This is a genomic window from Pedobacter sp. ISL-64 (genome assembly GCF_018613605.1).
Taxonomy (GTDB): Bacteria; Bacteroidota; Bacteroidia; order Sphingobacteriales; family Sphingobacteriaceae; genus Pedobacter.
The window spans coordinates 56398-69479 of sequence record NZ_JAGGPU010000026.1; the positions used below are offsets into that span (position 1 = coordinate 56398).

At 37.3% G+C, this 13082-nt stretch carries 11 protein-coding genes; 2 read left to right on the forward strand and 9 right to left on the reverse strand.

Annotated features, from left to right (window positions below; all coding sequences use genetic code 11):
• Positions 1-55: 55 nt before the first annotated feature.
• Complete coding sequence (locus tag J7E57_RS24950) at positions 56-742, forward strand: DedA family protein (protein ID WP_215125787.1); 687 nt, start codon at positions 56-58, stop codon at positions 740-742.
• On the opposite strand, the gene J7E57_RS24955 is transcribed toward J7E57_RS24950, so the two are convergent.
• From J7E57_RS24955 to J7E57_RS24975, 5 genes are all read right to left on the reverse strand, one after another.
• Positions 743-1699: a zinc dependent phospholipase C family protein gene (locus tag J7E57_RS24955; protein WP_215125786.1), complete on the reverse strand. Its 957-nt coding sequence runs from the start codon at positions 1697-1699 to the stop codon at positions 743-745. It abuts the gene before it with no gap.
• Positions 1700-1753: 54 nt separating this feature from the next.
• Positions 1754-2179 (reverse strand): VOC family protein, encoded by a 426-nt coding sequence (locus J7E57_RS24960; RefSeq protein ID WP_215125785.1) that lies wholly within the window; start codon positions 2177-2179, stop codon positions 1754-1756.
• Between the two features lie 116 nt (positions 2180-2295).
• Positions 2296-2748: a DUF1569 domain-containing protein gene (locus tag J7E57_RS24965; RefSeq protein WP_215125784.1), complete on the reverse strand. Its 453-nt coding sequence runs from the start codon at positions 2746-2748 to the stop codon at positions 2296-2298.
• Positions 2749-2788: 40 nt separating this feature from the next.
• Complete coding sequence (locus tag J7E57_RS24970) at positions 2789-4009, reverse strand: hypothetical protein (RefSeq protein ID WP_215125783.1); 1221 nt, start codon at positions 4007-4009, stop codon at positions 2789-2791.
• Positions 3999-6377, reverse strand: a complete 2379-nt coding sequence (locus J7E57_RS24975; protein ID WP_215125782.1) for a DUF2339 domain-containing protein — start codon at positions 6375-6377, stop codon at positions 3999-4001. Before J7E57_RS24975 ends, J7E57_RS24970 begins: the two co-directional genes overlap by 11 nt.
• A 311-nt stretch (positions 6378-6688) precedes the next feature.
• On the opposite strand from J7E57_RS24975, the gene J7E57_RS24980 reads away from it, so the two are divergent.
• Positions 6689-7132: a DUF4395 domain-containing protein gene (locus J7E57_RS24980; protein ID WP_215125781.1), complete on the forward strand. Its 444-nt coding sequence runs from the start codon at positions 6689-6691 to the stop codon at positions 7130-7132.
• Position 7133: 1 nt separating this feature from the next.
• Here the strand turns inward: J7E57_RS24980 and J7E57_RS24985 are convergent, their stop codons facing one another.
• From J7E57_RS24985 to J7E57_RS25000, 4 genes are all read right to left on the reverse strand, one after another.
• On the reverse strand, positions 7134-8168 hold the full coding sequence (locus tag J7E57_RS24985; RefSeq protein WP_410522710.1) for an Atu2307/SP_0267 family LLM class monooxygenase: 1035 nt from the start codon (positions 8166-8168) through the stop codon (positions 7134-7136).
• An 83-nt stretch (positions 8169-8251) separates the two neighbouring features.
• A complete protein-coding gene (locus J7E57_RS24990; RefSeq protein ID WP_215125780.1) occupies positions 8252-8692 on the reverse strand; it encodes a hypothetical protein in 441 nt (146 codons plus the stop codon).
• A gap of 791 nt (positions 8693-9483) precedes the next feature.
• The gene (dnaK, locus tag J7E57_RS24995) at positions 9484-11340 is read right to left on the reverse strand and encodes a molecular chaperone DnaK (protein ID WP_215125779.1); all 1857 of its coding nucleotides are present in this window, start codon (positions 11338-11340) and stop codon (positions 9484-9486) included.
• Between the two features lie 430 nt (positions 11341-11770).
• Positions 11771-13018 (reverse strand): glycosyltransferase, encoded by a 1248-nt coding sequence (locus tag J7E57_RS25000; RefSeq protein ID WP_215125778.1) that lies wholly within the window; start codon positions 13016-13018, stop codon positions 11771-11773.
• Between the last annotated feature and the right edge of the window lie 64 nt (positions 13019-13082).

Consider the following 13082-nt stretch of genomic DNA (forward strand, 5'->3'; position numbering starts at 1 on the left):
AATATACTAGCATTTAATCCCTTTGATATTCATATTTTTGCCCAAAATTAGATAAATGGAACTACTACAGCAGCTTATAGATTTTATTCTTCATATAGACGTACATTTAGCTGAAATTGTTAACGAATACCGTACCTGGACTTACCTCATTTTATTCCTGATTATTTTTGCCGAAACTGGTTTTGTGGTAACACCGTTCCTTCCTGGCGATTCGTTGCTTTTTGCAATGGGCGCTTTAATTGCAGGCGAACATGAAACTGGTTTAAATATCTGGATCATGCTTGTTATTCTAATTGTAGCAGCAATTTTAGGGAATACAGTTAACTATAAACTTGGAAGTGTTTTAGGTGCAGGTGTATTTAAAGAAAAAAATAAGATTTTGAAGCTTAAATATTATCATCAATCTCACGAATTTTTTGAGAAACATGGTGGTAAGGCCATTATGTTGAGTAGGTTTCTGCCAATTTTTAGGACTATTGCACCATTTGTAGCTGGAATAGCCAAAATGCCTTTCGGTCGTTTTACCTATTATAACATTATTGGTGGGGTAGCCTGGATATTTGCATTATTGTTAGGCGGTTATGTATTAGGGCAAATTCCGGCAATTAAAAATAACTTCGAACTGGTTATTATTTTTATTGCTGTGGTAACTTTTGTTCCCGCCATCTGGGCAGCCATCAGAAGCCGTTTTCAACCTAAAAAGATTGAGGCAATTATTGAAGGAGAGGATACAAAGGCATAATTATAGTTCCCTACCAATTAGGGAGCCATTTTGATATTTCCTTTCTACCGCTTCACTTTCTGTTTTCTCATCAGGTAATAACGCTATTTTAATCAGGTTTTTAAGCACTGGCTGACCTGCATCAACCCAGGCAGAATACCAGAATGATCCCGTTTTTAATATAGCAGCACGCATTTGCTTTTCTACCATGTTATTCATTTTAGTATGGTAAGCTTTTGAATATGCTATAGCGTATTGTTTCAGTACAGTATTATTCCTCTCAGAAAAGCTATACTTTTTGTCGGAAGGAAATGATGCATTCAGTTCAGCTTCGAAATTTAATACCGTATCAACCAAACTGTGCGTGTGTTTAAGTATTCTCCAGATTTCTTGTAATGGGTTTTCAATATAATCTGCTTTGCCAACAACAAAATTGTAATGAGTTGAAAACAATTCGGGTAAACGGCTTTCCCAAAAGGCATGTATACCTACCTGGTTGGTAAGTTGGCCATTATGGTTAGCAGTAGTGTGTAAAGGAACATGTGCATCGCCAATGTAATGGCCCAGGTCTGCAGAATATTTTAGGATTTTTATCGAATCGCGCGTTTTAAAGGCTTTAACTAAACCATAATAACTACGCTGTATATTCCAGGGGATAATACCATCAGTGTTTAGTTTTTTTTTGCCGTACTTAGCCAGGGCATCATCCCATTTTTCGGGAATACTATCAATATTTTTCTCATAATTCTCCACATCGAGGTAATGCCGTGGTGCTTCGAGCGTATCAGCATACCTGCGTTTATCCGGGTCGACGGCATGTTCGGTAATGTATTTGATATTCTTTTTATAGAAACCGATCATATCAGAAGGCAAAGTAAAAACAGCAAGGTTGTTTATCCTTTGATGTGCAAAGAACCCCCAAGAGGTACAAAGAAATATAGGGATGATTAACGCGGTTAAAATCGTTAATCTTTTCATATAACCTAAGATATGCAATTTTCTTTGTAACTCAAAGGGTGTAGAAGTTAAAAATTATGCCTCTTCCATTTTTTTCATATCAAGCTTTTTCATTTTCATAACGGCATCCATTACCCTTTTTGCTCTTTCGGGCGTTGCCATTAGCTCACCAATGTTTGATGGAACAATTTGCCATGAAAGTCCGAATTTATCCTTTAGCCATCCGCAAACGCTCTCTGTGCCGCCGTCATTTAGGAAAGTATTCCAATAATAGTCTATTTCTTCCTGACTGTCGCAGTTTACCATAAGAGAAATGGCCTCATCGAATTTAAACTGCGGACCGCCATTAAGGCCCATAAATTTATTTCCGTTTAATTCGAAAGTAACAACCATAGGAGTTACTTGTGTAGTTTTGGAATCTTTAAAAACTGTACAATAATATTTTGCTGCTGCTTCGGCTTGTCCGTCAAACCAAAGGCATGTTACAAGTGGTTTTGCCATTTTATATAAATTTTTTGTGTTACCACAAGTTAGGCAAGATTTTTAACCTGCGTAAGGTTTAAAAGTGACGATTTAAGGGGGCGATTTTGACAATAATTTGCTGTTATGGCCTGGAATCAAGACCCAAATTGTACTAAATGGTGGTCCAGGTGTTTATAAAACATGTTGTTCCACTCCGTTTTTGCTAACGGGCCAAACGAATGTGATTCTTTCCCATCGAAATGATTTTCGCCGAGTTGTTGGGTTTGATTAATATAATCGATTAAACGCATCTTTTCTTTTTCAAAATCTTTTTCACCCTTAATAATAAATTGAGGGGCTGTCTGATTATTTTTAGGATAAGGCTTTTCGCTTACTACTTTGCTTTTGACTAATTTTTTCAGGATAAACTTCATTATCGGCCCCGGTTTTGGATGAATATCATCGTAAACCATTTCGTAAGTTACATTGCAATGTGCCAGCATCTGCGCAACGTTCATTTTACCCCAAAGTTGAGTGGTAGCTGGAGTAAGCTTGTTAATTCTTTCAATAATTTCGCTAGTTACTGCAGGTTGGAAAATGTTCTTCATGGTTTGTTTATAGCTTAATATTATTTGTAACCTTATGTGCTTAATTCTTCAACATTTTAAATGAAAACCAGCCCAATAGTGCAATAATCACCGCCATTAATACCCAAAGCCATGCTTTGTTTTCAAATAATGGTTTTTCTGTTTTAATGGAATAGGCAGGGTTTAGCTGTTCTGTTCCAATGTTAACGCTGGTCAAATTTGTAGGGATCTTACTTTCGAATTTTTCAATTTCATAAACCGGACCTGTAGCTTTCTCATTGCCATAATATAAAGCATATTCATCTTTTGGTTCATCAAACCGGGCTATAATCTCATAGATGTTACCTTTTAACTGTAAGCCGCTTAAACGTAACGGCTTATTGTCGTTATTTTGGATAGTGATTTTTAATCTGGATGTAATGGTATTCGCGAAATTGAATGCGGGCTCTTCCAGAGAACTTATCGTGCCTTCATAGAGATTCGCATAATTGAACTGAATGCCTTTGTCGGTTTTAAAACTATCTGTTGCATATTCAATTTTGATGGAACGGTAGAAATCGAAATCACTTTGTGCATTCAACTTTAAATAGGATAGGGGAACGGGATTGGTCAAGGTTACATCAATAACTGTTTCCTTTTTGGATACGTCGTTTTTAAGGTTGAAAGATCGATACTTAACCTCCTGATAGGTTCCCTTTATGGTATCTGTTTTCGAAATTTTTGATTCCAATAATTCGGGCTGTATGGGGCTTTTTACCGCAATCCTAAAATATTGATATTTCGAATCAGGAAAATTCAATTTGGTAAAATGGTAATCTGTATCGTTGTTCCTGATCGAAAGAATTCGATAGTCGGTTAAGATCGAAAACCACTCTTTATTATCGTTACTGCCTTCGAGGGTAACTTTCCAATCGAAGTTTTCTTGTTTAAAAGCCAAATTAATCTGGTTGATTAAATTTATTCCAGGCGATTGAAAAGTATAATAATAACCATTTGGGTTGGCACTTTGGTTAATCTGTTTAAATGTAATATCATTTGTAGTTACCTTATCGGCAAGCTGTTTTAACAGGTAGGGAACTTCTATGGTATCTCTTCCATTGATGCCAAAAATTCTTAAATCTCCGAAACCTAAATTTGCTTTTTTATATAAATCATCTGGAAGCACCATTTTATGCCAAACCGTATTAACGCCGGTTATACGCCGCTTAAATTTGTAAGTATTGGTTTGCGCATTTGCGATGGTGGCGCAAAGCAAAAGCAAGGTAAATAGGTTAATTTTCAATTTTAGCATCATCTATAATTAAATGTTTGTACTTATTGTAAAGAAATGAAATGATGAGCAATAACACACCCAACGACACAAAAACTATGGTTTTGGAGATTGTGCTTAAAGAATAGATATCGTAAAAGAAAAGTTTGATCAATGTTATCCCAAATAAAACCATAGCACCAATACGCAGGTGTTTTTTGTTTTTGGCCAGACCCATGCTAATTAAGAATAATGAAAATATGCCCCAAAGAATACTCAATCCCAGTTTATAACTTCCTTCTGAATGTGATAGTTCTAAAATATTGATCAATTCGCTGCTGATGATCCACAAGAGGGAAAGATAAAGCAGGTAATCGAACATGGTTTTCAAATCTCTTTTCAATAGCCCTGAACGCTGCAACTGGTAGCATTGTACAATCAATAGAGCAAAAAAAGCTATTGCTACATACCTGATGCCGATATTAAATGAACCAATAATGAAATATTTACTTTCGGGAAGTAAATAGGCATCTCTAAGCTCACTTAATTTATAGAGTCCGAAAGTTAGAAATACGATGATAACCCAGATGTTAATAATAAGGTTAGTGATAGCGAGTTTGCTGTTTTTTAGCTTTTTAATGTTCAAATAACTTAATGCTGAAGCAAAAAATAGGGTGTAAATATAAATCCACGCTGTTTTTAAGGTCTTGTAATTATAGTTGTATTCACTGATTGAATCGTAAAATCTGGTTTTTGGAGTAGTGTTGATCTTGCTCAGTTCGAAGAGGTTATTAAAGTATTTAGAAATCTCGATCCTAAAGGTAATGTAGATTACAAAAACCAAAATAGCGGGAATGGAATAACTGAGTACCTGTCTTATCCAGACCCATGCTACGGGTTCTTCACTTTCTTTTTTGCTGATGCTGAACATCCAGAAGAAGCAGGCAATAAATATGCATGCGGTTAAAAAGCCAACGTTAAGGAATGGTGTGATTACTGTTGCATTTCCGTTATAGCTATCATAATAAGTTATCCAATCTTCCAGCAGACTAGAAAAAGCCAGAAATATTAATGGGAAGGAAAGTTTTTCATAAATAACAATCTTTTTTATCCGTGCTAAATAGAATAATACAGCGGCCTCTACAACCCAGAAAATGGTTACCCAACCGCCATCTAACTGAACAGGAACAGCCATGGTAATAAAGGTGATCACCATTGCCAGGATGAGGTAAAAGAGATTTTTATCTGCAAGATTTTTCTTGTAAATAATTAAGCTCACCACAAAGTGGATCACGGCATTTGCCAACGTAAACAAGCCTAATAATTCAGTGCTGTTCTTATTGTCTGATAATATTAGATAACCTATTCCGTAGTATACAAATGAATTTAAAAGTAAGATGATTACGTCGCTAAAGCCAAAAACTTCTTTCTTGCTTACTTTGTAGGCCAGGTTGGTGATGTAAAAAATGAGGAAGAATAGGCTAGAAAATAATAGTGCGAGGCTAAAGTAATTGTTTGTGCTACTTAAATCTAAGCGCCAGGCAGAAAAGATGATCCATGTTAAACCAAAAGATGCATAGAATAAAGGCTTCCAGTATTTTTTGAAACTGAGCACGAGGATGCCAATATTGATAATGGCCATGTAGGTAAACAAAACGCCAACTTTGCCTGAACCATCGCTTAGTAAAAAAGGCACGGCATAAGCGCCAACTAAACCAATATGGGCAATAACCTGTTTGTTATACTTAATTGCTGCAACAACGGTAAATGAGGTGAATACGACCATTAAGGCAAAGGCCAATCCCTGTGGAATTAAGGCGTAAAAATCGTAAGCTGCATAAGTGATAAAATACATAATGGCAATCGCACCACTAACCAAAACTGCTGAAAAATTTTCGTATTTGGCTTTAAGCTTTATGGCAAAAGCCATTAAACCCGCTCCAACAGCATAACCCAATACAATCCTGGTAAGTGGACTAACCATATCATGATCAATGGCATATTTAGCGCCAATAGCCACACCAATGATTAAGATCAGGATTCCAATCTTGCTAATCAGGTTTTCTCCAATAAATTTCTCGAAATCAGATTTAACCATGTTTTCACGCTTAAATCTCTCGGCGAAATTAGGTTGCGTTTGGTTTGCCGGAGACGGAATAGGCGCAGGGGTAGGTTGAGATACAGCCGAATGTTGTACGACAAAGCCTGGAGGCGTATTTCTTGGCGGTGCCGTAATGATTGGCTCAGGATTTATTGTTGGAGGCGTAGACACTGGACCTGGTGATTGCAGCGCGCGAACCTCGTTTCTTAAAGCTTGAATTTCGGCTTCAAAGCCTTGTTGCCTGAGCAACAGGTTTTCCAGCTTAATTAATAGCAGGTTTAATTTTTCTGAATTATCCATTCGATATCTGGTAGTGCGTAATTTTACTTTACTAAATATAGGAATGTATTTTAGAACGAGGTGAGAAATTTGAATAGATGAATTAAGGCAATGCTTTTACTACCCTAGTAGAATGTAGTTCGGCGTTTTCAACCACTGATACACACAGATAAACACAGGTTTTTGTATTTGAGTTTATCAGTGTGCATTCTTTTTATCTGTGGTTAACAATACGCTTTAAGCTTAGCTTCTAATTAAATGACATTATAGTGGGTAGCTTTTTGATTGGCTGGTTAAATTAATTCGCTAATTTTACGACAAAATTACCCCCTATGGAATTATCTTGCCCGGTATCAGCAGAAAGAATAAATGAAAATGTAGTTAGGATTATTGCCTTTATAGTTGCTGTGATCGCAATTACTTGTGTTGTGTTTTCAAATTATTGGGCAATTGTTTTTCTGCTATTTGATTTTGCTTTAAGGGCATTTACAGCAGGTAAATTTAGTTTGTTGAAATTTATCGCCATCAAAATAGCTGACGGACTTTCGCTTTCGCCGAAAATGAAGGATCTGGCGCCAAAAAAGTTCGCGGCAACCCTGGGCTTCGGATTCTGCCTTTTGATTACCGCGGTATTTCTATTTGATTTTTATAATGCAGCGCTGATTTTTACCTCCATCATGATCGTTTTCGCTCTGTTAGAGAGCTTATTCGCCATCTGCGTTGGTTGTTATATCTATTCTTTTTTGCAGATCTTCACCAAAAAGAACGAGGATTAATTTATTTCTTTAAAGCCTCACGTACTTTTGGTGCAATTTTGCTTCCGAATAATTCAATTGATTTCATCAAAGCTGCGTGAGATGGGCCTCCTACATCCATATGTGCTGAGAAACGTGTTAAGCCAAAGGTTTCTTCCATGGCTAAAATCTTCTCTACCGATTCGTTTACATCACCAATAATTAAAGCACCACTACTGTTTCGGCCAGCATCGAACTGATTGCGTTGATAAGGTGCCCAGCCGCGTGATTTACCAATCCTGTTCATCTGAGCAGAATAAAGTGGGTAGTAATAATCTGCAATTTCATTACTGTTTTCGCCAAATAAAGCGTGCATATGCACACCTACTTCAAATTTACTCTTGTCATGCCCATGAGCTTCGTAAACTCTTTTATAATAATCGAAAAGTGGCTTAAACTGTACCGGCTGACCGCCAATGATGGCAAACATTACAGGTAAACCTAATCTGCCGGCACGTTCTACTGATTCTGGCGTTCCACCAACGGCTACCCATATTTTTAAATTGTTGTTTACGGCTCTTGGTAATATTTCCTGGTTATTCAGTTCTGGTCTGAATTTGCCCTTCCAGCTGATTTTGGGCTCCTTGTTTATTTTAAGGAGCAATTCTAACTTCTCTTCATAAAGCTCGTCGTAATCTTGCAGGTTATAACCAAACAGCGGAAACGATTCGATAAAACTTCCACGGCCAGCCATTAATTCGGCCCTGCCATTCGAAATCAAATCTATTGTGGCAAAATTTTGATACAATTTAACCGGATCGGATGAACTTAAAACTGAAACAGCACTGCTTAATTTAATGTTTTTGGTTACTGTAGCTGCCGCGGCCAATATAATTTCAGGACTCGATACGGCGTAATCAGGACGATGGTGTTCGCCAATGCCATAGAAATCTAAACCAACCTCATCCATTAGTTTTATTTCTGCTATAATTTCCTGAAGTCTTTGCTGAGCGGGTTGAATTTCTCCTTTTGCATTGATCTGCAAATCGCCAAACATACCGATACCTAATTCCATCATGTTAAAATAATTTTAACAAAGTTAATGGATAAAGGCGTAGTGCTTTTTGATGTATGGTAAGAAAAGAGATGAAAGACTTATAATTAATCATCCAGTTTACCTAATGTTTTAAAAATAGTTTCGAGTTCGTGGTTTGGATAATCGAAATTGGTCGCATTGATCATGAAATTTTTCCCATTTAATAATGAAATGTCAAGAAATTTGCTCCTGTTTTTATCAATTAATAGGTTGTATTGAGTTTTAGCTTTAATACTTCTAATCTCTGACCATTTATAAGTGCCAAGATCTTTAAAAGAGATTTCATGCTCTGTGGCTGTAATCGCATAAACTTCTTCTTGGTTCTTTAGATACTTTAATACAAGGATTAAGTATCCAGTATATAGAATTACCAAGATAATAAGGGTTAAGATATAATTAAAGTCTATCAAAGAGGCTATGCCCATAAAGACTAAGGGGAACACACAAAATGGAATTACTATAAGTGCCAAGTTCGCATTGTCTTTAACTTTTATCGATGTAATCATATTTGACATAAGGATTGACTTTTACAGCTTCATAGAAATAAATCCGTTATAAACACCATCAATTACTTTGCTCATCCTTTGAGATTTAAATTTATCATGGGTTAAACATCAGGGTATACATGCACTTATCCTTAACCGAAGATAATTATTTGCCTTTGGTTATGCGGCATCGCAACCTCGGTTTTTTATGCTTGCCAGAGTTCGCTAAACCCGATTACCGTGGATACCGATTCTTCATCGGTAGAAATAAGCGGGACTATGGGAACCGATAAAGTATTGCCTTTGCTTTCCAGATAAAAGTTCGGAATGAAAATTGTAAACAGATTTGAACCATATAAGGAACATAAGATCATATCAGCTTATAGCTGGAAAGATACTGAAACAAATCCAATAGCTATCGGATCAGGATGACGCGATTATATTAAAGTGCTAACTGAAAACTGGCGATTGAAATAGTTTAAGCGCCTTGCAACCCGAGTTTTTTATGCTAGCCCCGAGTTAGCTAAACCCGATTATAGCGAACATCCCGATTTTTTCATCGGGATAAAGCGGAAAGCGGGGCTTTCGGAGCCGATAAACATTGGCATTGCTTTCCAAATAAAAATTCTGAATGAAGATTGTAAGCAGATTAAACCATATAAGGAACATAGGACCTTATCAGCTTATATCTGGAAGGATTCTGAAACAAGTTCAGAATGACGTATTTATAAAAGCAAGTCAGAATGACGCAACTAGGTTAAAATCGGCAACTGCTAACTAAAAACTGACAACTGAGAATTGCCCACTGAAAACTACTCTATCTTCTTACCTTTCATGGCAGTAGAAATCGCTGCATCCATTACCCGTTCGGCAAAAGGGCGGGTAAATTCGTTCAGCTCGTCTGCTTTCTTCAAAATGGTATCTTTTTCTTGGGTAGCTAAAGCGGTTCTAAGCGCTTCGATGTGCACTTTGGTATCTGAAATTTCTTCTTCAGTTAAATGTTCAGCATGTTTTTCGATAAAACGCTCGGCGGTATAAAGCAATTGTTCGCCTTCGCTTCTCGCTTCAATGAGCATACGTTGCTCCACATCACTTTTGGCATGTTCTATACTATCAAGGAGCATTTTCTCAACTGTATCGTCGCTTAAGCCATAACTTGGCGTAATTTCTATCTCTTGTTTAACGCCCGAACGTAACTCTATCGCCTGAACGGTTAAAATTCCATCGGCATTCAGTAAAAAATTGATGTCTACTTTCGGCAAACCCGCAGGCATTGCAGGAATTCCCTTTAAGTCGAACTCAGCCAGTTTTCTGTTTTCTTTCACTAAATCGCGCTCTCCCTGATAAACAGAGATTTTCATATTTACCTGTCCATCTATTGAAGTGGTGTATTGACGACCGGCTTTAGTAGGTACTTTACTGTTGCGGGCAATAATTACATCCATTAAACCACCCATAGTTTCGATACCCAGAGAAAGCGGCGTTACATCTAACAACAAGATATCAGAACGGTTTCCTGCCAAAACATCGGCCTGAATGGCTGCTCCAAGTGCTACTACTTCATCAGGATTGATATTATCCTGTGGTTTTTTACCAAAGAAATTTTCTACAGCCTGTTTTACAAAAGGTGTACGGGTTGAACCTCCCACTAAAATTACCTCATCTATATCGCTGGCTGATAGATCTGCATCCTTTAATGCATTTTTACAAGCAGTGATGGTTTCTTCAACCTTCGCCGAAATTAACTGCTCAAAAGTTTGTTTATCAAGTGTGCACCAGATTTCGCCAACTTGCTCGTTGTATAAATTCTGGGTAGATAGTGCTTTTTTAGCAGACTCAGCCTGTAGACGTAAGGTTTGCATCAAAATATTATCCTGAGCAACTACTGCTACATCGAGGTTGTTTTTCTCCAACCAATAGTTTAAAATGGCACGATCGAAATCATCGCCACCTAAATAAGTATTGCCGTTTGTAGCCAAAACCTCGAAAATTCCATTCTGGATCTGTAGAATAGAAACATCAAATGTTCCTCCTCCTAAGTCGTAAACCGCAATTGTTTTTTGTTGTGAGGGGTCTAAGCCAATTCCGTAGGCCAAACTTGCTGCGGTAGGTTCATTTACAATACGCATCACATCTAAACCAGCCAGTTTCCCGGCATCTCGTGTGGCCTGACGCTGACTATCATTAAAATATGCAGGAACGGTGATTACAGCCCTGTTAACCGGTGTTTTTAAGGCATGTTCTGCTCTTGCTTTAAGTTCTTTCAAAATTTCTCCCGATAATTCGATCGGTGTGTAGAAACGGTCGCCAGCGTGGATTTTCACCAAAGCATCGCTATCATCGTCTATAATTTTGTAAGAAAAAATAGCTGCGTGTTCGGCTACATCTTTGTAAGAGCGGCCAAGTAATCTTTTAACTGAAAAAATGGTGTTTGAAGGATCAGTGGTTAAGTATTCTTTAGCCTCGTTACCTACAACGGCTTCATTCTGGCCATTAAAGTATACCACCGATGGTACCAATATTCCCTTACCTGCATCGTTAATTACCTGTGGATTTTTATCTGGATTGATAAACGCCACCAAACTATTGGTTGTGCCTAAATCTATTCCAACTATAATTTCTTCCTTTTGAAACGAACCTGTAGCAAGGTTAATTGATATTTTTGCCATGGCTGCAAATTTACAATAATGTTGTAAGGTTTTAAGATGGAAATGTTTTAATGTTGTAAAGATTAAAGTTCATTTTCTCATTCTTTATTGTTTTGAAGTATAATTAGGAAATGAAGGGTTCTGTAATTCTTCGGTTGTAGCAGCCCTGCTGTACCTCCTGCCGATTGAAGGATCGGCATCCGTACCATCAGGTTTATTTAACAATGATTTGTGCTGGCCAAGACGTGAAAGTGTTCCGATCTAAGAGGATAGAGACCGAGGGACTAAGGCCGTGCTATTGAACTAAAGGAGAAAACAAAAAAAATGTCACCCTGAGCTTGTCGAAGGGCAATTGTTTTATTTTCGGCAAATAAAGGTCTTCGACAGGCTCAGACTGAAAACCAGTGAATACTGGAGCGTATAATCTGCTTCCAGTCTGGACTAAAGACTCTCAACTCCGAACTTCAAACTTATTTTTCTCCTCAATCCACAAACTCATGTACTTTGTACTCTGCGCAGTATGATGATTTAAAATCTGTCCGAAAAAGTTATTTTGCCGGTGTGCAGTTAAATCTGAAGCTAATCTTTCAACTTCTTGTATGAATTGATCTGTAAAATATTTAGCAGAATACCTTTGGTTAATAATCTGTACACCATTTTGCTGGGCAGCTTGCCAGGCATTTTTATCCTGATATAACTTTACGGCTTCATCAATAAATAGCTCCAAATTATCTTCAATGCTACCGTTCCAAACTAAATTGCCTTTCATGGCTTCTGCACCGATAGATGTGGTAACCGAGGGTGTACCCACCTGCATGGCATCGATAAATTTACCTTTTACACCTGCACCAAATTGAATAGGGGCGAGTAATATTCTATGTTTCGAAATGGCCTCTTTCGCATCTATAGCTCTACCCTTAATTAAAAACCTTTCAGTTTTATTATCCAACTGCAAAACTTTTTGAGATACATAAGACCCGTATATATTCATACTCGCATTAGGAAGTTTTTTGCGAAGTGAAGGCCAGACTTTGGTTTTTAAAACCTGTACCGTATTCCAGTTGGGTTCGTGAAGAAAGTTGCCAATAAAGACAAAATTTGCCCGATCTTCGAATGGAATCCATTTTTCAATAGTATTGGTGTTGATTTCTTCTTCAAGGAAAGGTAGATAATAAATGAGTGAATGATCAATTTTGAATTGATTTTTCAATATATCCATCTCCACTTCCGAAATCATTATAGATAAATCGCAGCGTAAAATTGAAGCCATTTCTCTTTTGGCAGTATCAGAGAATAAATCTAAAGTTTGTTTTTTCTTGTCACTTTGCTGCCGGGCACTTCTCAGGCAATGTAAATCTTCAGTATCTAAAATCCTAACAGCATTAGGGCATTCCTGCTGAACCCGCCAGCCATATTGCTCTTCTACCATAAAGCGATCGAACAGCACTATTTCGGGGTTTAATTCTTTCAGAAACACATTGAAACTTTCGTCGTTTAGTTTGATTTGTTGCTCAATAACGTTAGGTTTACTAAAATCATAACTGAAATCGCTTTTTGATGCTGCCGATGCAAAAGTAATCTGATAACCTTTAGACAGAAATAAATCAACCAATTGGATCATCCTCGTGCCCGCTGCCGATGAAGTGGGTTCGGGCCAAACAAATCCAATAATTAATAATTTCTTAGCGCTAGTATTCATTTACCCGCAAAATAAGTTCTTTTTTTTGGCTCTCGCAGATAAATGTGATTTTAGCGGATTGAAA

Coding starts and splice junctions, on each gene's coding strand:
- J7E57_RS24985 (WP_410522710.1), bottom strand. CDS start 8,168: ATGATGGAATTAGGTATCGGTATGTTTGGCGATTTGCAGATCAATGCA.
- J7E57_RS24955 (WP_215125786.1), bottom strand. CDS start 1,699: ATGAAAAGATTAACGATTTTAACCGCGTTAATCATCCCTATATTTCTT.
- J7E57_RS24990 (WP_215125780.1), bottom strand. CDS start 8,692: ATGATTACATCGATAAAAGTTAAAGACAATGCGAACTTGGCACTTATA.
- dnaK (WP_215125779.1), bottom strand. CDS start 11,340: ATGGCAAAAATATCAATTAACCTTGCTACAGGTTCGTTTCAAAAGGAA.
- J7E57_RS25000 (WP_215125778.1), bottom strand. CDS start 13,018: ATGAATACTAGCGCTAAGAAATTATTAATTATTGGATTTGTTTGGCCC.
- J7E57_RS24980 (WP_215125781.1), top strand. CDS start 6,689: ATGGAATTATCTTGCCCGGTATCAGCAGAAAGAATAAATGAAAATGTA.
- J7E57_RS24975 (WP_215125782.1), bottom strand. CDS start 6,377: ATGGATAATTCAGAAAAATTAAACCTGCTATTAATTAAGCTGGAAAAC.
- J7E57_RS24965 (WP_215125784.1), bottom strand. CDS start 2,748: ATGAAGAACATTTTCCAACCTGCAGTAACTAGCGAAATTATTGAAAGA.
- J7E57_RS24950 (WP_215125787.1), top strand. CDS start 56: ATGGAACTACTACAGCAGCTTATAGATTTTATTCTTCATATAGACGTA.
- J7E57_RS24960 (WP_215125785.1), bottom strand. CDS start 2,179: ATGGCAAAACCACTTGTAACATGCCTTTGGTTTGACGGACAAGCCGAA.